The organism is Paenibacillus sp. FSL R7-0179, from assembly GCF_038002265.1.
In the GTDB taxonomy this organism is placed as follows: domain Bacteria; phylum Bacillota; class Bacilli; order Paenibacillales; family Paenibacillaceae; genus Paenibacillus_AQ.
In genome coordinates, this window is record NZ_JBBOCC010000001.1 from 656,367 (window position 1) to 680,640 (window position 24,274).

22 protein-coding genes are annotated in these 24,274 nt (G+C 55.6%); 10 read left to right on the forward strand and 12 right to left on the reverse strand.

Features of this window, described 5'->3' with window-relative positions:
• Window positions 1–84 precede the first annotated feature (84 nt).
• Window positions 85–510 carry a peptidylprolyl isomerase gene (locus MKX63_RS02770; RefSeq protein WP_341015109.1) on the reverse strand — a complete coding sequence of 142 codons (426 nt, stop codon included), beginning with the start codon at window positions 508–510 and terminating at the stop codon, window positions 85–87.
• On the reverse strand, window positions 507–725 hold the full coding sequence (locus tag MKX63_RS02775) for a hypothetical protein (RefSeq protein ID WP_341015111.1): 219 nt from the start codon (window positions 723–725) through the stop codon (window positions 507–509). Before MKX63_RS02775 ends, MKX63_RS02770 begins: the two co-directional genes overlap by 4 nt.
• A 232-nt stretch (window positions 726–957) precedes the next feature.
• Here MKX63_RS02775 and MKX63_RS02780 point away from each other — a divergent pair, with 232 nt between their 5' ends.
• From MKX63_RS02780 to MKX63_RS02795, 4 genes are all read left to right on the forward strand, one after another.
• Window positions 958–2,673 (forward strand): glycosyltransferase family 2 protein, encoded by a 1,716-nt coding sequence (locus tag MKX63_RS02780; protein WP_341015113.1) that lies wholly within the window; start codon window positions 958–960, stop codon window positions 2,671–2,673.
• Window positions 2,674–2,881: 208 nt separating this feature from the next.
• Window positions 2,882–3,223, forward strand: coding sequence for a sigma factor-like helix-turn-helix DNA-binding protein (locus MKX63_RS02785; protein ID WP_341015114.1), 342 nt, complete (start codon window positions 2,882–2,884; stop codon window positions 3,221–3,223).
• On the forward strand, window positions 3,166–3,387 hold the full coding sequence (locus tag MKX63_RS02790; protein WP_341015116.1) for a hypothetical protein: 222 nt from the start codon (window positions 3,166–3,168) through the stop codon (window positions 3,385–3,387). Before MKX63_RS02785 ends, MKX63_RS02790 begins: the two co-directional genes overlap by 58 nt.
• A 351-nt stretch (window positions 3,388–3,738) precedes the next feature.
• Window positions 3,739–4,188: a GNAT family N-acetyltransferase gene (locus MKX63_RS02795; RefSeq protein ID WP_341015118.1), complete on the forward strand. Its 450-nt coding sequence runs from the start codon at window positions 3,739–3,741 to the stop codon at window positions 4,186–4,188.
• Here MKX63_RS02795 and MKX63_RS02800 read toward each other — a convergent pair.
• From MKX63_RS02800 to MKX63_RS02820, 5 genes are all read right to left on the reverse strand, one after another.
• Window positions 4,185–4,610, reverse strand: a complete 426-nt coding sequence (locus MKX63_RS02800; protein ID WP_341015120.1) for a hypothetical protein — start codon at window positions 4,608–4,610, stop codon at window positions 4,185–4,187. The two genes, MKX63_RS02795 and MKX63_RS02800, sit on opposite strands and share 4 nt — an antisense overlap.
• Before the next feature lie 363 nt (window positions 4,611–4,973).
• Window positions 4,974–7,616, reverse strand: a complete 2,643-nt coding sequence (gene clpB, locus MKX63_RS02805; RefSeq protein ID WP_341015122.1) for an ATP-dependent chaperone ClpB — start codon at window positions 7,614–7,616, stop codon at window positions 4,974–4,976.
• A gap of 82 nt (window positions 7,617–7,698) precedes the next feature.
• Entirely contained in the window at window positions 7,699–8,694 is a 996-nt protein-coding gene (locus MKX63_RS02810; RefSeq protein WP_341015123.1) for a DnaJ C-terminal domain-containing protein, read from the reverse strand.
• 247 nt (window positions 8,695–8,941) lie between these two features.
• Window positions 8,942–9,418 carry an Hsp20/alpha crystallin family protein gene (locus MKX63_RS02815; RefSeq protein WP_341015124.1) on the reverse strand — a complete coding sequence of 159 codons (477 nt, stop codon included), beginning with the start codon at window positions 9,416–9,418 and terminating at the stop codon, window positions 8,942–8,944.
• 214 nt (window positions 9,419–9,632) lie between these two features.
• On the reverse strand, window positions 9,633–10,187 hold the full coding sequence (locus MKX63_RS02820; RefSeq protein WP_341015126.1) for a GNAT family N-acetyltransferase: 555 nt from the start codon (window positions 10,185–10,187) through the stop codon (window positions 9,633–9,635).
• Between the two features lie 105 nt (window positions 10,188–10,292).
• On the opposite strand from MKX63_RS02820, the gene pdxR reads away from it, so the two are divergent.
• Window positions 10,293–11,747, forward strand: a complete 1,455-nt coding sequence (pdxR, locus tag MKX63_RS02825; RefSeq protein ID WP_341015127.1) for a MocR-like pyridoxine biosynthesis transcription factor PdxR — start codon at window positions 10,293–10,295, stop codon at window positions 11,745–11,747.
• Between the two features lie 334 nt (window positions 11,748–12,081).
• Here the strand turns inward: pdxR and MKX63_RS02830 are convergent, their stop codons facing one another.
• A complete protein-coding gene (locus MKX63_RS02830; protein ID WP_341015129.1) occupies window positions 12,082–13,044 on the reverse strand; it encodes a helix-turn-helix transcriptional regulator in 963 nt (320 codons plus the stop codon).
• A gap of 114 nt (window positions 13,045–13,158) precedes the next feature.
• Here MKX63_RS02830 and MKX63_RS02835 point away from each other — a divergent pair, with 114 nt between their 5' ends.
• Window positions 13,159–13,584 (forward strand): VOC family protein, encoded by a 426-nt coding sequence (locus MKX63_RS02835; RefSeq protein WP_341015131.1) that lies wholly within the window; start codon window positions 13,159–13,161, stop codon window positions 13,582–13,584.
• A gap of 203 nt (window positions 13,585–13,787) precedes the next feature.
• On the opposite strand, the gene MKX63_RS02840 is transcribed toward MKX63_RS02835, so the two are convergent.
• From MKX63_RS02840 to MKX63_RS02850, 3 genes are read right to left on the reverse strand one after another with little or no spacing between them, the layout of a single operon-like run.
• Complete coding sequence (locus MKX63_RS02840) at window positions 13,788–14,687, reverse strand: DNA-3-methyladenine glycosylase family protein (protein ID WP_341015132.1); 900 nt, start codon at window positions 14,685–14,687, stop codon at window positions 13,788–13,790.
• Window positions 14,668–15,258, reverse strand: a complete 591-nt coding sequence (locus MKX63_RS02845) for a methylated-DNA--[protein]-cysteine S-methyltransferase (RefSeq protein ID WP_341015134.1) — start codon at window positions 15,256–15,258, stop codon at window positions 14,668–14,670. The genes MKX63_RS02840 and MKX63_RS02845 overlap by 20 nt, the downstream gene beginning before the upstream one ends.
• Window positions 15,233–15,829, reverse strand: coding sequence for a bifunctional transcriptional activator/DNA repair enzyme AdaA (locus MKX63_RS02850; protein WP_341015136.1), 597 nt, complete (start codon window positions 15,827–15,829; stop codon window positions 15,233–15,235). The genes MKX63_RS02845 and MKX63_RS02850 overlap by 26 nt, the downstream gene beginning before the upstream one ends.
• Before the next feature lie 481 nt (window positions 15,830–16,310).
• Between MKX63_RS02850 and MKX63_RS02855 the strand changes: the two genes are divergently transcribed.
• Both MKX63_RS02855 and MKX63_RS02860 read left to right on the forward strand, forming a co-directional pair.
• Entirely contained in the window at window positions 16,311–17,294 is a 984-nt protein-coding gene (locus tag MKX63_RS02855) for a phosphotransferase enzyme family protein (protein ID WP_341015137.1), read from the forward strand.
• A gap of 159 nt (window positions 17,295–17,453) precedes the next feature.
• On the forward strand, window positions 17,454–18,344 hold the full coding sequence (locus MKX63_RS02860; protein ID WP_445321810.1) for a copper amine oxidase N-terminal domain-containing protein: 891 nt from the start codon (window positions 17,454–17,456) through the stop codon (window positions 18,342–18,344).
• 5 nt (window positions 18,345–18,349) lie between these two features.
• On the opposite strand, the gene MKX63_RS02865 is transcribed toward MKX63_RS02860, so the two are convergent.
• A complete protein-coding gene (locus MKX63_RS02865; RefSeq protein ID WP_341015140.1) occupies window positions 18,350–18,982 on the reverse strand; it encodes a copper amine oxidase N-terminal domain-containing protein in 633 nt (210 codons plus the stop codon).
• A 585-nt stretch (window positions 18,983–19,567) separates the two neighbouring features.
• Here MKX63_RS02865 and MKX63_RS02870 point away from each other — a divergent pair.
• Window positions 19,568–21,205, forward strand: a complete 1,638-nt coding sequence (locus MKX63_RS02870) for an SWIM zinc finger family protein (RefSeq protein WP_341015142.1) — start codon at window positions 19,568–19,570, stop codon at window positions 21,203–21,205.
• Complete coding sequence (locus MKX63_RS02875; protein WP_341015143.1) at window positions 21,202–24,249, forward strand: DEAD/DEAH box helicase; 3,048 nt, start codon at window positions 21,202–21,204, stop codon at window positions 24,247–24,249. The genes MKX63_RS02870 and MKX63_RS02875 overlap by 4 nt, the downstream gene beginning before the upstream one ends.
• Window positions 24,250–24,274: the final 25 nt, after the last annotated feature.

The following is a 24,274-nucleotide window of genomic DNA, read 5'->3' on the forward strand; positions in this document are numbered from 1 at the left end:
CATTGTTACTCGTTGTTGAGCAATTATATATCGGAATACTAGGAATTACAATGTATGAATTTACCATGGTCTTTATCATGCTCTTTACCAGACGCGGACCTCCTGCATGACCGCGCCGCGCCGCAGGGCATCGACATGCTCCATGCCTTCTGTGACTCTGCCGAATACCGTATGCCAGCCATCCAGATAATCGAATGTATCATAACAGATAAAAAACTGGCAGGACCCCGTACCCGGTCCAAAATGCGCCATAGACAGCGCCCCGCGCACATGTTTATGGGGATTCCCCTGCGTCTCACAGGGAATGGGATCTGTGCCGCCTCTACCGTTACCGTCCGGGCAGCCGCCCTGGGCGACGAAGCCGCGAACCACACGCTGAAAGGCCAGACCGTTGTAAAAGCCGCTGTTCGCAAGCTTTTCAAAATTGGCTACGGTTCCCGGCGCCTCCTGTTCGAACAGCTCCAGCTGAATCTCCGGTCCCTGCTCCAGACGGATCAGAGCCTGCTTCATGGCGACTCCCCCTCTACACGGGCCGCAGTATCTGCTGGTGCACCGATATATACTGCCGTCTTGGCAGCATGCAGCGGCGCATAAATCTCCTCGATATCCTCGTCCACGAGCGGCCTAAGCTCTCCGCCCTCCGTATGCAGGTACACCTCGGCACGCGGATTCATCGCCAGGAGGACATTGATCAATTGCTGTACTTTTAACGTTGGCTTGTCCATCCTCTCACTCCTGCCTGCCCTCTACCGGGGATTATATATATTAGCGGTATTGTACAACAGCTCAGGGCAGACGGCAATACGGCTCTCCTCTATACATGCAGGTTATTATTTCAGGGAAATGGGGAAATTCCGGTACTTCTCTAAAAATATCGAATACATATAATTGATATCAACTATTTGCGAATCCAAGGGGATGTTCTATCATGTTGACCTTATTCTGGAGTGGCCTGCTATGAATTCGAATAGAACCCGGGTGCTGCTAGGCAGCCCGATTCATCAAAAACCGGCGATCCTGGAGCAATTCCTGAACTCTCTGCTGCGTCTGAACCTGAAGGATATCGATCTGGATTTCTATCTGATTGACGATAACCCGGATGAAGCCGCAAGCGAACTTCTGCAGCAGTTCGCCCGGAACGGCAGATCCGTCTTCCTGCAATCCTCTGGGCTTCATGATGACTATATCCGTGATGAGCATACGCATGTCTGGCATTCCAATCTGATCTGGAAGGTGGCCGGATTCAAGAATCTGATGATCCGGCGGGCCGAGGCCTTCGGCTATGACTACCTGTTCCTGATTGATTCCGATCTCATTCTCCACCCGGATACACTGCTGCATCTGATCGGTACAGGCAAGGATATTATCTCCGAGATTTTCTGGACACAGTGGCAGCCGAATACACTGCTTCAGCCGCAGGTATGGATGCATGACGAATACAACCAGTGGGAGATTCATCCGGGAGAGCAGCTCTCGCCGGAGGAGATTCAGCACCGCTTTTTTGCTTTTTTGCAGAAGATGCAGCAGCCCGGAATCTATGAGGTTGGCGGACTTGGCGCCTGCACGCTGATCAGCAGCTCAGCCCTCAGCTCCGGGATCAGCTACGACCGGATGCGCAATATCTCCTACTGGGGAGAGGACCGTCATTTCTGCATCCGTGCAGCGGCTCTCGGCCTTCCGCTCTTCGTGGATACCCACTTCCCGGCACTGCACCTCTACAGAGACAGCGATCTGGATCTGGTGGCGGAGTTCATCCGGCACACCTCGGACACGGAAGCAGAACCTGACGGCCCACACGAAGCAGCGGGCATTGAAGACAGCGATACCCCCGCTGACAAAAGAGTGCAGGAGGCAGCAGCGCAGTGGGAGGTGCTGTGGACCGAAGCCGAAGCCCGGCAGCACTTGTCCAAGGAGCCTCTGCCTGCTGATGCAACCCGGGCGGCGGAGAAGATTACTTCTGCAGCTCCTGCCTCCCGCCGGCCCAAGCTGACTCTCACCATGATCGTCAAGAATGAGGGCACCAGGTTCCTGCGTCAGGTGCTGCAGGAGCACCGTAAGTATATCGATGAGGCCGTCATTATCGACGACGCAAGCACAGATGATACAGCCGATATCTGCCGCGAGGTTCTTGAGGGGATTCCGCTGCACCTGATACAGAACCCTGTCTCCCGCTTCCATAATGAATCAGAGCTGCGTAAGCAGCAGTGGGAGGCGGTGGTTAAGGCCCGGCCCGAGTGGATTCTTAATCTGGACGGGGATGAGCTGTTCGAGTCATGTTTTCCAGAAGAGATTGATTCCCTGCTGCGGACAGCGGATTGCGACTTATTCTGCTTCCGGCTCTACGACTTCTGGGATGAGGCCAGCTACCGCGAGGACAGCTACTGGCAGGCTCACCAGAGCTACCGCCCGTTCCTGCTCCGTTACCGGGAAGACTTCACCTATGCCTGGAATGATCTGCCGCAGCACTGCGGGCGGCTGCCGGAGAATATCTTCGAGCTGTCCCATCAGTTAAGCAACCTGCGCCTGAAGCATCTTGGCTGGTCGAAGCCTGAATTCCGGCTGGAGAAGTATCTGCGTTATATGCTGCTGGACCCGGACGCCCAGTACGGCTGGAAGGAGCAGTACCAGTCTATCCTTGACCCGCATCCCCGGCTGGTGCCTTGGAGTGAATAAGGCACAATACTAGTCATAAGAAGAGAGAAAGAAGCTCCCTATCGGGGCTTCTTCTTTTTGTGCGAATCAGCCTCAGGAAATAAATCACTATAGGTGCGCAGGCAAATATGATAAAATAACAGAACATAAGTTCGCATTTTGGTTGTAAAATATAACCTAATATTTCCCTATTATTAGAAAGATATATAGAAGAGGAGGCGTAACCGCAATGGAACAGCAAATGATACAGCGTTACCGGCAGGAAATCTATCGAATCGGCTGGCGCTTACAATACCGCAGCAAGCGAACCCGCCGGCATGAATGTACCTTCCTGGATATCCGCCCGGCTCAGCGGAATGAAACGGAGGAGATGATTAACCGCTTGTCCGTTGAGCAGCTATTAGATACACTTCCAACCAAAGGAAAGGTGATTCTGCAGAAGATTTATCTGCAGGAAATGACAGAGGCTGAGGTCGCGGCACAGCTGCATATGAGTCAACAGGGGGTTAACAAATGGAAGCAAAAAATGCTCCAGCAGCTATCACAGACAGCGAATTCGCAGACCTTCTGACCGGTGTCCGCCAGAAACGGCCGGAAGCCATGCTCCAGATCATTGAGCTATTTCAGGAGGACATTGAAATGGTCAGTCAATGCATTCTTCTCCCGCGGGAGGATGCCATTTCTCATATTGTGACGGAGATTCTTAACTTCATACAGGCCGGGGACAGCACATGACAAAGCGGGCAAACGCCACCCTACCCGTGGCCCTGCCCGCTTGTCATTAATCACCCTCATTGAGAAGAAAAGGGCGATACAGGCTATCGGTTCATACCGAATATATAATAACCGGCGATGAATGCTACTGGTGCAATAATTTGCTAAGGATTCATTCTGCTCCCATTCCATGATCTGCAAATATTCGAACACTATCCGGCAGTTTCTAACAATATAGTGAGAATCCTTTAGATTTTGGATAAGGTCACCCTTTATGGATGGCCTTTTTTGTACGGATATGTCTATCAAGTGTTGAGTTATTATACTAACAGTTGTATTATTATTCATACTTCGCGAAAAAGGAGCACACCTATGCCATTGATAATCAGAAATGCTGAGCCTAATGATGTAAACAGTCTGACCGAGCTGATGTATGAATACATCGTTGGTTTTTATCAGAACCCTAAACCTCCTGCCGATAAAATCAACGCCTTAATCCAGACCCTTTTTGACCGGCAGGAGGGGGTGCAGTTCGTGGCAGAGCAGAATGGAGAATTGGTCGGCTTTGCTACCCTATTCTTTACATTCAGCACTATGAAAGCAGATAAAATCAGTGTTATGAACGACCTCTTTGTAAGAGAACCCTTTAGAGATACCGAAGTGGAATCACAACTATTCCTGGCATGTCAACAGTACTCACAGAATCATGGATATGCCAACATGACTTGGATTACTTCTACTAACAATAAACGCGCTCAAAGCTTCTTTGAAAACATGAACGCGGTCAAAGGGAAGGATTGGGTTCACTTTTCCCTTATCTAAATCAACGCATCAAAATGGCCTTCTGCGTCTACCGTCGCTGTCCGGGGATCAGTCAGACCGATGCCCTTAAGGCCTCCCTTTCCCTCAGTCCGCCAGGGCGGAGTATGATCCTGAAGCGGGGGAGCAGGTACAAATGAAGCCGAAGCGGTACTCCCGCTTTTCTGCACCAGATGGGCCTCGAGCTGCCGTATTTGCCGCTGCAGCTGCTCCCGGCGATAAGGAGTCTGCATCGCGCCGCCCTGCGCCGCATTCACCTTGTCCAGCTCCATCAGCAGCCGGTTGCGCTGCTTCTCCATCGAACTGACATCACTCTGTGTGCTGCCGTAAGTTGTAGTGGCCCGTACCGGGCTGATACCAGATACCGTCTGTGCCGCCATGATCTCTCCCTCCGTTTCCTTGGCTTCTGCTTCAAATCCAGCCATATTCGAAAGCTCTAATCATTTCTATTACCCGGCAGCCCCCGCCTTGATAACATTTAAACCACATATTTACAAAGAATCGTCTCATAGTCTCACTCCGATGCTGATTAGACTATACCAAAGACCTAGCCGGGAGGTAGAGTAACGGACACAGGGGCTTCACTTATCCGGGAAGAAAGTCGTCACTTGGGCGATTAGCGGACCGCAAAGACCTTATCCCCTGCAATTCAGCTCCAAAACGTCTCACAGAAAGACGATAAGGTCCACTGTGTCCGTTACGCTGCAAAAGATGGCGTTCTCGTGGGGATACGGCCTCTTCGGGCCGTTGACACAGTACTAGGAGGTGACGCCGGGGCCCATTACATTTCACATCGATCCTACGGTCTCCGCAGATTCCGGTGCCATTATCTGCACGGTCAGCTCGCCGTCCGCTTCGTCCACCGTCATCACTGAGCCTTCCTCCGCTTCTCCGGCGATCAGCGCACGCGCTACCCGGGTCTCCAGGCTGCGCTGGATGAACCGCTTCAGCGGCCGGGCGCCGTACACGGAGTCGAAGCCTTCCTCGGCAATGAAGTGCACCGCCCGGGCGCTGAGGACCAGCCCGATGTTCCGCTCAGCCAATCGCAGACGCAGGCCGTCTACCAGCTTCACGACAATCTGCTCCGTCTCATTCATGGTCAGCGGCTTAAACATTACAATATCATCCACCCGGTTGAGGAACTCTGGACGGAAATGCCCGCTCAGCTCTTTCATGACCCGGTCCTTCACGGCTTCGGTCAGCTCGCCGTTGTCATCCGTGCCCTGAATCAGATGCGGTGAACCGATGTTGGAGGTCATGATGACAATGGTGTTCTTGAAGTCGACCATCCGGCCCTGCGAATCGGTCAGCCGCCCGTCATCCAGCAGCTGCAGCAGAATGTTGAATACATCCGGGTGCGCCTTCTCCACCTCATCCAGCAGCACCACCGTATACGGCTGACGGCGCACTGCTTCCGTCAGCTGGCCGCCCTCTTCATAGCCGACATATCCGGGAGGAGCACCTACGAGACGGGAGACACTATGCTTCTCCATGTACTCTGACATATCGATGCGGATCATACCATCCTCGCGGTCGAACAGTGATACCGCCAGTGCTTTGGCCAGCTCCGTCTTCCCGACCCCGGTCGGTCCAAGGAACAGGAACGAGCCGATCGGACGGTTCGGGTCCTTGATGCCGGCTCTTGCCCGAAGAACAGCGTCGGCTACCAGCCGGACCGCCTCATCCTGCCCGACTACCCGCTCATGCAGCGTATCCTCCAGCCGCAGCAGCTTATCCCGCTCGCCTTCCACCAGTCTGCTTACGGGAACACCCGTCCAGCGCGAGACAATATCGGCGATCTCCTCCTCCGTCACGGCTTCACGCAGCAGCCGGGTCTCCTGATCCTGCTGCGCCGCTTCCTCCGCGCCCTTAAGCTGCCGCTCCAGATCAGGAATAATGCCATAGCTTAATTCAGCCGACTTGTTGAGATCATAGATCTCCTGCGCATCGACCAGATCCTTGCGGGCCTGCTCCAGCCGCTTCTTCAGGTCACGGATGCCCTGAATGGCCGATTTCTCCTTCTCCCAGCGGGCCGTCATCCCCAGATGCTTCTCCTTGAGGTCGGCCAGCTCCCGCTGGAGATTCTCCAGACGGCGCGCACTGGCGTCGTCGGTTTCTTTTTTGAGTGCGGCTTCCTCTATCTCCATCTGCATCAGGCGGCGGGTCACCTCGTCCATCTCGCCGGGCATGGAGTCGATCTCCGTACGGATCATCGCGCAGGCTTCATCGACCAGGTCAATCGCCTTATCCGGCAGGAAGCGGTCGGTGATGTAACGGTTAGACAGCACACCGGCTGCGACCAGGGCGCTGTCATAGATTTTGACCCCGTGATGCACCTCAAAGCGTTCCTTCAAGCCCCGCAGAATCGAAATGGTATCCTCGACATCCGGCTCACTGACCAGCACCTGCTGGAAGCGGCGTTCGAGCGCCGGGTCCTTCTCGATATATTTGCGGTACTCATCCAGCGTGGTCGCCCCGATACAGTGCAGCTCGCCCCGGGCCAGCATCGGCTTCAGCATGTTGCCCGCATCCATGGCCCCCTCTGTCTTGCCCGCACCGACAATCGTATGCAGCTCGTCAATGAACAGAATAATCCGCCCGTCACTCTCACGGATCTCCTTCAGCACCGCCTGCAGCCGCTCCTCGAACTCCCCGCGGTATTTCGCACCGGCAATCAGCGCGCTCATATCCAGCGAGAAAATCGTCTTGTCCTTCAGTCCCTCCGGCACATCCCGGCGGACAATCCGGTGAGCCAGCCCTTCGACAATCGCTGTCTTGCCGACACCCGGCTCCCCGATCAGGACAGGGTTATTCTTGGTCTTGCGGGAGAGGATGCGGATCACCCGGCGAATCTCGGCATCGCGCCCGATGACCGGATCGATCTTGCCTGCCCTTACCTCGGCTACGAGATCGCGGCCATATTTCTCCAGCACCTCATAGGTGGCCTCCGGCTCCCGGCTGGTCACCCGCTGGTGTCCGCGAATCTCCGCTAATACGCCAAGCAGCTTCTCCCGGGTAACGCCCCGGCTGGTGAACAGCCCGCGCAGCTCGCGGTTCCCGCTGCTTGCATCCGAGACCATCGCCAGAACGGCATGCTCTACCGCAACGAATTCATCCTGCATCTTGGCCGCTTCCTGCTCGGCCTGCTCCAGCATGGCAATCAGCGCAGGCGAGGCATAGCGCCGCATGGTGCCTGCTCCGCTCCCGCTTACGCTGGGTTTGCGCTGAAGCAGCGCTTCCGTTCCCTGCAGCAGTTCGGCTGCGGGAACATTCATCTTCTGCAGCAGCCGGGGCAGCAGGCCCTCATGCTGCTGGAGCAGTGCCTTCAGCAGATGGAGATTGTCAATCTCCTGATGCCCGCCGGAAGCCGCCAGCGACTGCGCCTCTGCCACAGCTTCCTGCAGCTTCTGGGTAAGCTTATTGAAATCCATACCATCATCGCCTTTCTATTTGTACTTTCTATTTGTATAGGTTAATCAGGCGGATGCCCGGCTGTGATATTTACTGAACCCTTTACCGTGCTCCGGCTCTGCGCCGCTGCGCTCCGCCTGTGGTACGCCGTTTCGCACCCGCCTGGAAGCTGCCGGACTCCGCCAGCTGGCGGTACAGCTTCTTCTCCGCCTCGGTCGTTCCGGCCGGAATGACCATTTCCATTCGGAACAGGATGTCGCCATTCGTTCCGTCCAGACGTCTCAGCCCCTTGCCGGAGAGACGCAGCGTTCCGCCGCTGGCTATCCCGGCAGGGATCTTCAGCTTCACGCTGCTGCCATCCGGCAGCGCCACCTTGGCTTCCCCGCCAAGCACCGCCTGCCAGGGAGCGATCTCAACCGTGCCGAGCAGATCCCCGCCGTCCGGCTCATAGATCTCATGCGGCAGGAGATGCAGCGAGACCAGCAGATCCCCGCCCTGCCCGGCTCCGCTTCCGCCGCCGGGTACCCGGATGACGGTCCCTTCCGCTGAGCGTGCGGGAATCTGTACGTTCAGGTCTTTGCCTGCCGCCTGAACGCTGATATTACCGCCTCTATAAGCCTGCTCCAGCGTAATCTCAAGCTGGGCCTGCATCGTACTGAACTCATCCCCCCACGGGCTTCCGCCTGGACGGGAGCTACTGCCGCCGGAGAAGAAGCCCGCGCGGTCAGCCGCGCCCCGGCTGCCGAAGAACATCCCGAACAGATCCTCCTTCGGTATACCGCCGGAAGAGGCGGCTCCGCTGCTCCAGCCCGCGCCAAACGGCGATTCCCATGACGCAGAGGAGGCTGATCCGTAGCTGCGCTGACCCCGCGAATCTGCTGCGGCTCTATAGCGGAGCTCCTCATCATAGATTTTGCGCTTCGCTTCATCGCCCAGCACCTCATATGCCTCGGCTGCTTCCTTGAATTTCGCCTCTGCCTCCGGGGCCTTGTTGACATCGGGATGCCATTTTTTGGCCAGCTTCTGATAGGCCTTCTTGATCTCCTGCTTCGAGGCTTTCTTGTCTACCCCAAGACGCTCATAATAATTTGCCGCCACCGGAACCTCCTCCTTTCATGTAATGGGAACCTTTCTGCCTTCCTCCGGGAAAAGACGCATTATAGCCGGAACCCCCACTACAATGCGTCTAATATGAATTGCTATATGAAAAGCCCGGTGAATTCCTGCTGCCGCCCGGTGAACCGGATAGGCCAGCGGCTACAGCCGCTAAGCCCGGAGCTCCTGCGGAAGCGGCAGCTTCAGCCGGACTTGGAGGTCCATCTGCCTCTTAAGGCTGCCCTTCTGCTTACTGAAGCTCTTTCCGGTCTGAAGTATCATTTCCGCCATCCTGAATTTCGATCCGTTTGCCCTGGGACTTCTGCCGTTTCGGCACCTCCAGGCTCAGCACACCATCCTTCAGGGAAGCACGAATGTCTTCCTCAGCAATATCCTGCACGTAGAACCGGCGTACATATTCACCATACCGGCGTTCGCGGCGCACCATCTGGTGCCCATTGTTCTCCTTACTGCTCTCTTCTGTGCGAACCGCCTTAATCGTCAAGTAAGGGCTGGAATAATCAATGTCGATTTCTTCTTTACGGAAGCCCGGAAGCTCGGCCTCGATCAGATATGCCCCTTCACTCTCCCGGATATCAGTCCGGAAAGACAGCGCGTTACTTGTCAGTGGTGCGAAAAAATCATCATTAAACACTTCGTTCAGCGACTTCGCCAGCACACCAAAAGCATCATCTCTGCGTTTACCAAAAGGAACCAAATCAAACATCTTTCATTCTCCTCTCATTCGACTTTTTGATTTTTTGAATTCGGTCTTGCCCAGGCTTTGACTTTGTCTGACCTATGGCTTTATTATAGCCTGCACCCCCGGAGAAAACAAAACCGGTATAAGCCGAAAATCCGGGAAAATCCGGCGTTTCGGCTCGTTTTTTATAATATATTTTAATATTATTAAAGTTTTGACCTTATTTGACCTTCCTGTTCTACTTCAAATAACGCTCCCGGTATTCACTCTCCAGCATGCCCATCATAATCACATCATGATACTCATGGTTATAGAACAGCGTCTGACGCCGCACTCCCTCCTGCACAAACCCGATGGACTCATAGACATGCGCAGCACGGGCATTATAACTGTAGACCTCCAGCTCAATCCTGTGCAGATTCAGAATGCCGAAGCCGTAATCCAGCATAAGCAGCAGCGCTTCACGCCCGTACCCTTGGCCCTGATGCCGCTCGTCCCCGATGGCGATCCGCAGATTGGCATTGCGGTTATCCCCATCGATATCCTGAATGGCGATGTCGCCGATCACCTCATCGTTCGCCTTCAGCGCGATCAGCAGCAGCACCGTACTGTCATCCCCGGATTTATGGGCGATATACTGCTCAATCTGCTCTTTGGTGACATGATTCTTGGTACCGGTCAGCCTGCGGACTTCCGCGCCGTGGAACATCTCATAATACAGCCCCGCGTCTTCCCCGTTCAGGGAGCGCAAATATACCTTATCCCCTGTTAAAAGCCTTGAATTACTGTTCATTTCTGTCCACTCCCACTGTCGTAATTGCTCTTATCGTAATATAAATCTGTATACTATAAAATATACAAAAACGTCCGATTTCAAAGGACAGATGGAAGGTGAAGCATGCTGCTTGTCCCGGATCTGAATGAACATAGCAAGACCCCTTACTACATACAGCTCTATGATTATCTGGCAAAAGCCATCCTGAGCGGCACCCTCCAGAGCGGGACGCGCCTGCCTTCTATCCGCCGTCTGGCGGCGTTATGCGGAATCAGCGCCACTCCGGTGGAGCTTGCTTACCAGCAGCTTCTGGCAGAGGGCTTCATCGCCAGCAAGCCGCGCAGCGGCTACTACATCCTGCCCGTTCGCCGGGAAGGCAGCCCTGCCGCCGGGGAACGGCCCAGTCCGGCCCCCCGCCCGATCACGCCCCGTGATCCACGGCACTACACATATGATTTCCATATGTCGCGCAATGATTTCTCCCTGTTCCCGCACAAAATATGGCGCAGCCTCTACCAGGAGCAGCTGGCGAATCCAGACCTGCTCCAGTACGGCGATCCCCAGGGTGAGCCGGCCCTCCGCGCGAGCATCGCCGCCCATCTGCGGCAATTCCGCGGGCTGCGCTGTACGGAGAAGCAGATTGTAATCGGCGGAGACCAGTATACGCTGTGTTCTTTGGTATGTCTGCTGCTGAAGGGACGAATGAGCGGACTGGGTATCGAAGATCCGGGGTACCACCTGCTGCCAGCGGCATTTCGGCGCAGCGGATACGAAATCAAGCCAATTCCGCTGGAGGAGGACGGATTGCAGCTAGACAAGCTGTACAGCAGCGGGGCAGATGCTGTGTACATCTCGCCGTCCCACCAGTATCCCCGGGGGATGACCATGCCAATCAGCAAACGCCTTGCTCTGCTGGAGTGGGCCCGTTCCACAGGCGGTTATATCATCGAGGATGATTATGACGGGGAGTTCCGCTATCACGGGCGGCCGATCCCCGCGCTGCAAGGGCTTGCCGAGGGCAGTCCGGTAATCTATATGTGCAGCTTCGCCCAGTCGGTAACCCCCGCCTTATGTATTCACTATATGGTTCTGCCGGAGGAGCTGCTGCCGGACTATCATAGCCTGAAAAGCGAGCTGTACCTGGAGCATTCAGCCTCACGGCTTCATCAGATCGCGCTGCATTATTTCATGGAGCGGGGGCATTTCGAGAAGCACCTGCGCCGGATGCGCCTGCTCTATCAGCGCAAGCATGACCTGCTGCTGCGCTCGATCCGGCAGCATTTCGGCGATGCCGCAGTGCTCGGCGGAACGGATGCCGGATTCCATCTGCTGCTGAGCTTTAAGCCGCCTGCAGCAGAAGCTGGCACCAGAGTTAGCAATAGAGCCAGCATTAGTACCAGCGCAAAGGAGCTCGCTGCCGTAGCGGAAGCCGAAGGCATTCGCGTCACCCCCATGTCCTATACCTGGTGGGCCAAGCCGGAATACGATGAACCTGAATTCATCCTGGGCTTCGGCGGGATCGCCGAGGACCTGATCGATGAGGGCATTCGCAGATTGGCCGGGGCGTGGCTGGGCTAGTAGAGCATCAGGTTTAAACTTGTGAAAAACCAGATGCCAATATTGCAAATAAGACCCTCAGCGGCGGAACTCAACGAGCCAGCATACATTCCTACGCAGTCTTTCGTATACTATTATATGCACTGGAACAGCAGGTAACTGCATTCTGTACAACAGATTGATGTCAAACCAGCTTCGAAATAGATTCTATTGTATTCGGTACAATTGAATATTGAACAAAAGCCATTTTTCGCCCAAAATGCAGCATTCCAATGTACGAAATACAATGGAATATCAATTCACGGTCAAATTTAAGCTTTCTGTTGCACGAAATACAATCACCCAGGCTTTTAGATCAACTATACTTCTCCAGCATGTCCGCAAGCATCCGCTTCACCTCGGCCACCAGCTCCGGCGGCTCCTGCACCGTTGCCTCGCTGCACAGGCCAATTACAAACCGCGCGAAGAAGCCCAGATCGCCTCCCGGAATCTCACCCTCCAGCCAGCCTGTGCCGTCGGCACGGATATGCAGCAGCACCGGGGACCATACTTCCCCTTCGCAGGCCTGAACCCCCTCACTCCCAAGCTCCACGTATAGCCGGATAAGGCTTTGTTCGGCCTGCTCCTGCGGCGGGCTGCCGTAATGCTCCGTATTGTCCAAGTGGATATGACGCAGATCCAGCGCGGCCGGTCCCGCTTCATCATACCCGGCAGACTGAATCCGGTCGCAGCGGAAAGTACGGATGCAGCCCCGCAGGAAGCAATACGCCGGACAATACCACAGTCCGTTACTGGCATAGATGCCGACGGGCTGAATCCACCTTTGCTGTCGACGGCCCTTCGACTGGTAATCGATCAGCAGCACTTTTTGCCCGGTGGCCGCTTCCAGCAGTTGGGGCAGATAAGGGAATTCCGCCTGCCGCGCCGGGGTCAGAAAATCAATCCTGTTCTTCATCTCATCAATCCGGTCACGGACATCGCCAGTCATGTAGTTATAGAACTTGTGCAGGGCGGATAAGGATTCTTCCTTGAAGGGAAGATATTTATAATGGCGCAGGGCATGGCTGGCAAAAAAAATCGCCACCGCCTCTTCCTCCGTAAACGCAATGGGCGGCAGGATTCTCTCGTTTAGTACCTGATACCCACCATGCGGCCCCACTTCGGAATAGAGCGGTACGCCCAGCTCCCCCAGCTCCTGCAAATCCCTAAGGATTGTGCGTGAAGAGACTTGGAATTCGTCAGCCAGCTCCCTTACGGTAAATTTGCGCTTGCGGTTGACGGTCATCATCAGGTCCAGCAGCCTTTTGGATTTCGACACAGGGTTCACTCCCTTTATATTTTAACTATGACAAGACCTGTCACTATTATAGTCTACACTATAACCATAGCTGGTTAGTACAGGCAAATATACCTTCCAAGGAGCGAACAAGACATGAAACTGCAAATGAACCCTTATATTCTGGTGGACGGATCTGCACAGGAGGCGATAGCCTTTTATCAGGAGGCACTTGGCGCTGTGGTGCTGTTCAAGCAAACAATGGGCGAGGGCCCGCAGAACCCGGAGAACCCGATGACAGAGCAGGAAAAGGCGCTGATTGCCCATGCCGTGCTGCTGGCGGGAGAGACGAAGTTTTTTGTGGCCGATTATGAGCGGGGGATGCCGCGCAGCCGGGGAAACAGCATCAACATCTGTCTCACGGTGGAGACCGAAGCTGAAGCACAGCAGTTGTTCAACTCACTGAAGGCAGGCGGAACTGTCGATATCGAGCTGGCACCGGCCTACTACAGTCCTGCTTACGGCATGGTGACCGATAAGTTCGGCGTATGCTTCCAGATTTTCATGGATAACAGGAAGTAGGAATTGGGCGGAGAGCGGGGGAGTAAGCGTCTCACAGCTTCGAATGTATTCGATTTTTCGCATACATTCGGCCTTTGACCTGTGGAATCAAACACACTCCTGCTCCTTCCAGCGATTCTCCAGATACATTCAGCACCACATCACTCTACAATTTCATCTAAAAAGCCCTGTCTCCCGAAATAACCGCGAGACAGGGCTTTGTTCTAATATAACGCCCGCCACAAGTAGAAGGTGGCGTATGCTTCCCAGCCTTGCCACGGCCGGGCCAGCTCCAGCAGCTCCGCAGGCGTCGGCTTGCGGTCCATGCCGGTCAGATGCTTGATCACGTTCTGCAGGCCGACATCGCCGACCGGATAAGAGGACGCATCGCGCAGGCAGCGCATACGGACATATTGCGAGGTCCACGGGCCGATCCCGCGGATCTGCAGCAGCCGCTGCTCGGCGGCAGCCGGGGACGGAAGCGCCAGGAGTTCCTCCCGGCTCAGCTCCCCGGCTGCGATCAGCCCGGCGACCGTAAGAATCGTCTGCGCCTTACTACGGGTTAGCTGCAAGGCGCATAACTCCTCTACCTGCACCTCTGTGAACACCTCCGGGCCAGGGAAACGGTAGTACGTCTGCCCCTCCCATTCCAGTGCTTCCCCGTATTCAGCGGTCAGCCGCTGCTTCAGCCTGTAGGCAAAAGCCAGATTCACCTGCTGGCCCAGAATCGCCCAGCATAAGGCCTCGAACAGATCGGGGATGCCGATAATCCGCAGTCCCCGGTGCTCATTGGCCAGCGGCCCAAGCAGCGGGTCCGCCGCCGCCAAACTGTAGAACGGGGCAAGATCACGGTCCAGATCAAACCATTCCACAATGTAGCGGGCCAGCGCCTCCTGCTCCAGCACACTAGGGATCGCCCCATGCAGCCGGGTTACACTCAGCTTGTGATCCTCGGACACACTGAGCCTCACCAGCAGCAGGCCGCCCTCTATCCTGAACATCCGGCTGACGCCTGCTTCATCCGTGCGGAACAGGCATTCCAGCGGCGAGCGGTTCATGTATTCCAGACAGGCCCCAAGGTCGAAGTCTTCCGGTAGCGGCAGCTCAAAAAGCAAATCGTTCATGACCAGCCGCCTTTACATTAAGAATTCCCTCCAGCTGGAGCAGCTCCTGCTTCATCTGAAGTCCGCCCCGGAAGCCGGTTAAGGTACCGTTCGCGCCGATGACCCGGTGGCAGGGTACAATAACCGGTACCGGGTTCTGCCCGTTGGCCGCACCAACAGCACGAACCGCCAGCGGTCTGCCGATCCGCTCCGCCAATTGCTTGTAGCTGGCCGTCTCCCCATGCGGGATGGTAAGCAGCCCCCGCCACACCTCCTGCTGAAACGGGGTGCCCCACAGATCCAGCTCCACCCTGCTGAAATCTACCGGCTCTCCGGCAAAATACCGCTCCAGCAGCGTGATCACCCCAAGCTGCTCAAATCTCCCGGCATCCTCTATGAGCTCATGGGCAGGCGCATACATTTTCAACCAGGAGGCGGGTAATTGCCCTTCATCCTGCGGGAAGGATATGCGGATCAGGCCTTTATCGCTGGCCCACAGGGTCCACTCCCCTTTTCCGGGATTCAGGGTATGATGATAAATTCTTACAGTATTTGTACTCCGGCTGTTATTCCGGCTTGGGCTTGGGTTCATGTTGGTTTCCTCCTTCGTTATGCTTGCTGCGGTACTCTGTAGGGGACAGCCCCGTCTTCTTCACGAACCAGGCGGCAAAATGGGACGGCGTGCGGAACCCCACTGCCGTGCCAACCTCAGCCACTCCCGAATCCGTCTCCGCCAGCAGCCTGCGGGCTTCTTCCGTGCGCAGCGCATCCAATCTGGCAGCCGGTGACTGGCCGGTTACCCGCTTATAGGTGCGCTGCAGGTGAAACGGGCTGACCTTCAATTCTTCAGCCATCGCCTGCAGGGTCAGCTTGCTGCCGAACCGCCTGTCCATAATGGCATCCGCCTGCGCCGCCAGGACCGCGTCCGGCCGGAGGGTGCCGCCTTCTTCGGGACGGCATCTTTTACAGGGACGGAAGCCTGACGAAATAGCCTCCTGCAAGGAGCCATAGAATACAACATTCGCTGCCTTCGGCGTTCTCGCCCGGCAGGACGGGCGGCAGACAATATGCGTCGTCTTCACCGCCGTATAGTAGATGCCGTCATAGGTCGGCTCACGCCGCACCACCGTATCATAGATGCGTTCAAACAATTGCGGGTCCATCCCCATCACCTCTTACCGCCAGTATAAACGATTCGTTTCGGCTTATGCAGCCTATTGAGATAGGAGAGCAAGATTACGACAGTGAGGCAGTTGGACAAACCATTGGAAAAACGCATCTTACCTGGCAGATTATCCACCGGCGCGGCTATACAAACGTTACCTTGTCCTGCGTTGTTGGGAATGAAGCCATACATTTGTATAACAGCCTCGGGTTTCAGGAAACGCATAGAATGGAGTATATGATAAAACAGGATGGTTGAAGAGAAACGATGGAATGCATGACCGGAGTAACAACGAATGATGAGCACAATGAATGTATTTGCGAGGTATGGATTCCTGTGGTGAAGAAATAAAATGATTTGGACTTAAGTCTTAGTATATTTGACAGGAAACTATAAGTCTATATTTCAGCGGGAAATGCTGTTAGTCTGAGGGTGCACCCGGCCGGGGGACGCTAAAGATGAGATGAGGGTTTCAATTGGTGAGTCAACAACTGCTGCACCAAGCAGCGGCAGCCTTTGGATTTGATGCGGAAACTTTAGTCTTCCTGAGCAACTCAAGCAATGAAGTCTACCGGTTTGTCAAAAACAATCAGCCGCATATCCTAAGAATGTCAGCGAAACCTGCAGCCTATGTGAAACAAATACAAGCGGAGATAGACTGGGTCTACTATCTGGCACTCAATGGAGTGCGCACTTCCCTGCCGGTCCATACCTCAGACGGGCAGCTTACCGCTGTATACAGTCAGCAGGAACAGTGTTATATTGCTACAGCTTTTCAGATGGCACCCGGATGTTTTTTTGACAAAAGCGATCCGCAATTGTGGGGCCCCTCCATATTCAGACTATGGGGCGAGACCATGGGACGGATACACCTGCTCACCAAAAGCTATTCTCCTGCAGATCCCGCTGCAAGACGGTCTGACTGGGGAAGGCGGCGTATCACTAACCCTTATCTGCACCAAGGCCGCTACCGGATGCTCACAGACAAATTGGAAGCCCTGGAGGATGTCCTCTCCAGTCTGCCAAGAGATACGGATTCATATGGACTCATCCACAATGATTTTCATCCGTATAATTTCCATATCGACAAAGGTGAGCTTACGGTGTTCGATTTCGATGACAGCATCTATGGCTGGTACGCCCTTGATATAGCAATCGCAGCCGTCCATGCGGTCTGGTGGGGTTCCCCCGGGAAAGACCGGCAGTCCAAAAATAAGTTTGCCGCTCACTTCCTGAATGAGTTTCTGACCGGTTACTCTTTGCATCATGTGTTATCCGCTTACTGGATTCAGCAGCTCCCTATGCTCATGGACTACCGGAATATCTGCTCCTATTTCTGGTGGCTGGATGCTTGGAACGGCGATGAGTCCGGACTGTCTGAATCTCAACAAGCCGCTATTGCTCATGCGGTGATGCTAATCTCTAAGGGGCAGCGCTTTGAGGGTTGTGACTTTATCTTATAGCTGACAGAATTCTACGGTGACCCGTATATTTTTAACAAGCCTTCCCAACGCCCTAACGGGGTCTGGAAGGCTTGTTTTCATCTGCCCGCAATCTTAACATCCTTTGAACCTCACGTTATAATCAAAAGATATAAATTACTTGGAAGGAATGAGCTGCCAATGCCTATACTGAAAAGGTTAGTTCCGTTCTGTCTGATCCTCTTATTCTTATTTGCCGGCATTAGCTCCGCCGCTGCTGCCAGCCAGGCCCAGTCAACCACAAAACCTATACAGATTAACATCGATGGGGCTTTTATCTCCGCTGATCGCAGTCCCCTCATACTCGCTGGCCGAATGATGATTCCCATAAGCACGCTTGCTTCCCTGGGGCTCCACTATTCCTGGGATGGTATCCGCCATACGGTAACGATTACGAATTCCTCAAATGACCAATTTGAAATGACTCAGGGACAATCGATTGCCTATAAGAATGGCGTACCGGTACAAATGGATAGTGAAGCCAATAATTACAACGGACGAATCATGGTTCCCGCAAAGTTTGTCAGTGAGGCATTTGGATACAGTGTGTACTATGAAAAAATAAGGGAAATCATCTTCATTCAATCCAAGAATTTCACTCCTGATGCCCAGGCCATCCATTCAGCAGATCTTAAGCAGGCCCGCCTGGCAGCCATTTCGTTGCCGGTCCGCTACTCTTTCAAGCCCGGTACAAGTGCACAAAGTGACCACTCCCAATACTACTCTTATTCCTTTGCCTCAAAGGACGCCACCCGCTATGCCTACAGCAATGGAGAAATAACCACTGTGGTTGAGATTACAGGCACAACGGCCACAGCCATATGGCAGGCTTCAGAAGCAGATATCCCCGGTTATCCGGCAACTACGTTCGGCGGTGTGCAGCCAGCGTATATTTCTGATCTGTTTCAGGATTCTTTTAGCTACAACAACGGGGTGTATAGCGGTTATCAGAGGCTTAGCGACGGCACTGTAACAACCTTTAAATTCTCCGGCCTCCCTTATACGGATCTGATCCGGGCCATCCCCGAATAAGGAACCTAGATGCCGAAGTTAGCTCCCGGGAAAAGGGTGTACCGGTCCAGATATTTTGCCGTGTCCGGTACCCTTTTCACGGACTTGATTTTCCCCTGCCCAAAAATAAAATTCCACCGCTCCACCTTCACCTTGTACTCATCCTCCGCAGTCACTCTCTGGACAATCCGCACCGTTAAGGTGCTGTCTGTACTTGCTACAGCCTTCATGTCAACAATCGTTTCCATATTATACGTTCCCGCCGGGAAACTTTCGTTATAGATATCGGTCTTGAAATCAGGCGTAATTACATCGAGCACTCCTTGATGATCCCGTTCGTCATACGCCATAATCCATCTATATGCCAGGTTGCGGTTCGCCACATAAGCCACACTGCTGCGCTCCATTCCGAAATTCGGATCAGAATCCACATACACGGTTTTACTTGTATTATCCCACTGAATACTGGCGTCAAATCCTTCTGAAACGGCCCGAATCGGGACATATACCGTACCATTAATAATCTTAGGCTGCGTCTGAGTTTTCACTTGATTGCCGTTTACGATTATTTTTGGAGCAACTGTAGCCGCAAAGGCACCCGCACTAAACACTAGGGTCAAGGCTAATCCTGATATGGCTATTTTCAAAAGTTTGTTCATTCCTGATCTCTCCCTGGATGACAGATTTCTATTTTAGACGCCGTTCAAGCATATTTGTTTCTATAAAATCAAAATTATGTAATTATATATTCCGTTTTTCATATACGTTCTGAAGTGTTTCTTCCTTTCCTGGAGGTGCCCGACCTATCGCTTGCCGATTCTGAGCGTTTTCTCTCACCGGCCGCTTGCTTGGAGCCGCATTGTTGCACATCTTGCAGGATTTCTCTAAAAGTGTTAGGGGCTGAGGTACATTGTTGCATCATTTGCAGGAATTCCGGTGTTTGGAGTACATTAGCGCTAGCTTTGTTGCATTTCATGCAAGATTTCAGGCTCTGGCGCTTCTATGGGGCAGTATTCCTGCACTTCCTGCAGGATTTCTCTATAAATGTTACTGCTGCGGAGCATAGACCCCATCCTCCTGCTCCCCCCGGCCGTCAGCAGACATCCCGTTTTACTTTCCCCCTAATTTTTCAATATGGGGCATATCATACCTGCCAGGATTTCAGACTTTTGCGGGATACGCTATGCAATAATGATATAATGGAACGACGGATTCACCCAATCTGCTACAGGAGAACGATAGCGATGCAGTCAAACTATATGATGGATGCTGCCGGGTGGGATAAGCTCATCTCGGTGGTTGCCCATTCTTTCGATGATCTGACCCTGAAACGGGGATTTCAATATTATAAGCAGCAGCGCGTGCAGGCCTTCAGAATGATCACGCCGCACAGAATCATGTCGCTGGTCGAAGGCCGCGAGGATTATGGGGTCTCTATTGACCTGGACGATCTGGAGGAGAGCCATTGCGATTGTCCAGTGTCCGGAATGTGCAAGCATATGGCGGCTGTGCTGATGAAATACGCTGAGGAGCAAGCGCAGCCTGTGCATTCCATTGCAAACGCCAAGGCGCTGATAGGCCAGCCCAAGCTTCATTCCACTGCGGCGCCTGCTGTTCCGGGACGGCGCGGCGAACAATTGAAGAAGCTGGCCGCCCTGATTCCTGAGGCTACGGTGCAGCAGTGGCGCGAATACATGGCGCTGCTGGTGGAGCCGCTTGCCCATACGGTGCGCAACCCGCAGTATGCGGACCGGGCGCTCGCCGCCATTACCGGGGGCCAGCCCAAGCTGCCTCCCGCTGCTGCCCAACTGTTCAAGCTACACGCTCATCTCTGTGTGCTGGAGAGTATCCTCCGGCCTGGCGGGACCTCCCTAACGGCGAACCCCTTGTCCCTTGGTTATTCCGTGGGCTACTACACCTCTATTGCGATTTCCGAGCTGCAAAAGCATATCATAGACACGATGAAACGGGGTCTGCCGCTGGCGGAAGCCCCCGAGGAGTGGCCGAGAGTCTACGATACGATTGCCTATCTCCGGACCGAGATGCTGAACGAAACGCGCGACCGCGCCAGAGAACAGCCTTATTTCTCAGCTTGTTACAGCCTGCTGTGGATCAACTGGATTACCCCAAATCTAAGCGGATCGGAGCTGTACACCAAGGAGCTGGCGGAGCTGCAACAGGCCGGAGAACAGCTAAGCGCCGCTGCTCCCCGACATGCCCTGCTGCTGGCCGAGAGCCGGATGCATGCGCTGCTGCATGAGGATTCGGCCGCTATTGAGAAGCTGAACGCCGCGTCCGAACGGCCCGGGCTGCACCCGGAGGAGCTGATGAGCTTCCTGCCTCCGCTGGCCGAAGCCGGCGAGTGGAGACGCCTGACCCAGTGGCTGACCGCGCTCGGCCCGCTGCTGAACAGCCGAATGTATAATCTGCTGGATTATGCGGGCTACTGGGATGAGGCAGTCCGTCACCTGCCAGAAGAAGAGCAGCTGATGTGGGAGACGCTGTCGGGTATGCTGCCGTTGTCACGCGAAATCTATGAAGCCCAGCTCCTAGCCTACGGCAAATGGCAGGAATGGATGGATATGCAGATCGCCTCCGGCCATCGGCCTGCCGACTTCCGGGTGAGTGACCTCCAGCCGATCGAGAAGAATGCGCCGGAGCTGCTTCTGCCGTTCTACCATCAGGCGGTGGAGCGCTTCGTGCTGGAGAAGAACCGGCACAGCTACAAAGCGGCCGTGAAGCTGCTGAAGCGGCTCGCTAAGCTGTACAAAAAACTGAAACGCGAAGCACGCTGGGAAGTGTTCCTGGACAGCTTCACGGATAGACACAGCCGCCTGCGCGCCCTGCAGGAGGAGCTGCGGAAAGGAAAACTGATCCCATGAATATGAAGATGCGCAATATTACCGTCCAGCTCGCCCTTACCCAGTATGGGGATGCGCTGATCTATGGTGTGGATGACCGGGATGATTATATGCCCGGTATCCAGCTCAAGCAGCTGCTGTTCGCCTGGCATGAGGAATCCTTCTACGGCACGGAGCTTAGCACCTCGAAGGCCGATGAGGTCGAGCTGGTGGTGCTGCCTGCCGAGCAGGTCCTGCCGTTCTTTGCGGACCTGCGGCTGCTCCGGCATGTCGGCTGGAGCTGGCAGGGCGATGCCCAGCTGCTGACCCGGCTGGCCCCGTTGCTGGCTAGAATGCTGGAGGCACGGCAGTACGCCCCCAGCTTCGCAGCCTACCGTGAAGGCCAGCTCCGCTGGGCCTGGACAGAGCAAGTGCTGGCGGAAGCCGCCGAGGCAGACTGGGATGATGCGGCCGCGCTGCATCGTCTTCAGGAGCGCAGCGGATTCGCTGAAGGGCTGCAGGCCGCCTTCTCGGCGGCGGTCTTCCAGCGGTATTACAGCACCGAGGCGCAGGCCGGTGATCTGCGCAGTGAATTCCCGCTGCTGTTCAGCGCAGGTGGGAGAAGCGCAGCCGGTATGGACGAGGACAGCTGGCTGATGTCCATCGGCTGGAAGGCAGACACCGCGCCGTTCCGGCCGGTGCTGCAGCTGCTTGAGCCTGACGATGAGCTGCCGTACTGGCGGCTCCAGCTGCTCCTCCAGGACAAGCGCGACGAGTCCGCGCTTGTGCCGCTGCGGCTCACCGGAGACGGCGAGCCGCATGGCACTTGGCCCGCAGCGTGGACAGCGCATGTCCACGAGCGGGCGGGCGGGTGGCTGTCACGGCTGCGTGACAGCCTTCCGGAGCACATCGGGCGCGGCGCCGATGTGCTGGCAGAGCCGCTAAGCGACGAGGTCGCGTGGCGGTTCCTCACGGCCGACAGCCGGGCGCTGCTGGAGGCTGGCTGGCAGGTGCTGCTGCCGGCGTGGTGGGAAGCCGCCAGCCGCAGGAAGCCGCGCCTGCGCGCGAAGATCAGCTCCGGCACGGCTGAGGGCAGCCGCGGGCAGTCGCTGTTCGGCCTGGATGCGCTGGTCGATTTCGACTGGCGCATCTCCATCGGCGACGCCGACCTGTCCGAGGCGGAGTTCGCCGACCTCGTAGCGCGCGGGGAACGCCTCGTCCAGTTCCGCGGCAAGTGGATTCCGCTGGACCCTGCGCTGCTCGCGCAGATTCAGCGGGCCATGGCCGGGATGGACAAGTCGCGCGGCTTGTCCTTCCAGGACGTGCTGCAGCTGCACCTGCTGAACGAAGGTGCAGACGGTGATTCGGAGGAAGCGGAAGCGCAGCGTGCCGAGGAAGAAGCGGTCCGCGTCCGGCTGGAGGTCGAGCTGAACGAGCATCTCGTGAAGCTGATCGGCCAGCTGGGCCAGCGCAGCCAGTGGCCGAAGCCGGAGGTGCCGGCCGGTCTGCACGCCGAGCTCCGAAGCTACCAGCACGAGGGCTTCGCCTGGCTGGTCTTCCTCCGCCGCTTCGGGCTGGGCGCTTGCCTGGCCGATGACATGGGGCTTGGCAAGACGGTGCAGCTAATCTCCTACCTGCTCCATTTGAAGGAGCAGGAGGAGGAAGCTGCAGCTTCCGGCGCACCTGTGGCCCGGCGGCAGACCGAACCGGCGGGCTGGCCTTCGCTCATCATCTGCCCGACCTCCGTGCTGGGCAACTGGCAGAAGGAGCTGCAGCGCTTCGCGCCTTCCCTGAACGTGATGCTTCATTACGGAAGCAGACGGCTGGATGCCGGATATTTCTACGGCGCAGCTTCACAGGCGGATGTTGTGCTTACCTCTTACGCTACCGCTGCACTGGACCAGGAACTGCTGAAGCAGTTCACCTGGGCAACGGTATGCCTGGATGAAGCACAGAATATTAAGAATGCCGGAACGAAGCAGTCCGCCGCCGTGCGCAGCTTCCCGGCCCTGCACCGGATCGCGCTGACCGGAACGCCGATTGAGAACAGGCTGTCCGAGCTGTGGTCGATCTACGATTTCATTACACCTGGTTATCTGGGCAGCCCGAAGGGGTTCCAGGACCGGTTCGCAAATGCCATTGAGAAGGAGCGCAATGCCGAGCGGACCGCTGATTTGCAGCGGCTGGTCAAGCCGTTCATGCTGCGCCGCAAGAAGAAGGACCCGGCGATCCAGCTTGATCTCCCGGATAAAAATGAGATGAAAACCTACATCAACCTGACAGCCGAGCAGGCTGCACTCTACGACCAGAATGTGAACAGCCTGCTTGAACGGATGCAAAAGCTGGAGGGCATCGAACGCAAGGGGGCCATCCTCGCCGCCTTGACCAGCCTGAAGCAGCTCTGTGACCATCCGATGCTGCTTACCAAGGAGGTACTTCCTGATCCGGAGGACGGCAGCGCTCTGGACACCACCTCCCTGATAGAACGCTCTGCGAAGCTGGAACGGCTGCTCGCCATGGTCCGCGAGCTGCGCGAGGAGAACGAGCGCTGCCTGATCTTCACCCAGTATGTAGGCATGGGTAAGATGCTCCAGGCCGTACTTCAGCAGGAGCTGCAGGAACCGGTGCTGTACTTGAACGGCAGCACGCCGAAGAGCACACGCGACCGCATGATTGAGCGGTTCCAGGCTCCCGTGCTACCTGCGGGCGAAGGGGTTAGGGCTGCAGATGCAGCGGCCGGAGCGCAGCCGTCCGATCAGCCAAATGTATTCATCCTCTCGCTCAAAGCGGGCGGGGTCGGCCTCAACCTGACGGCCGCCAACCATGTGTTCCATTTCGACCGCTGGTGGAATCCGGCGGTGGAGAATCAGGCCACGGACCGTGCCTACCGCATGGGCCAGACCCGGGATGTGCAGGTGCACAAGTTCATCTCACTCGGCACGCTGGAGGAGAAGATTGACGAGATGCTGGAGAGCAAGCAGCAGCTCAGCGACGACGTCATCTCCGGCTCCGAGGGCTGGATTACCGAGCTGTCCACAGACGCGCTGAAGGATCTGTTCACACTGCGCCGGGAATGGGTGGGATAATTCGCTGCTGCGGATGCCCCCTGTT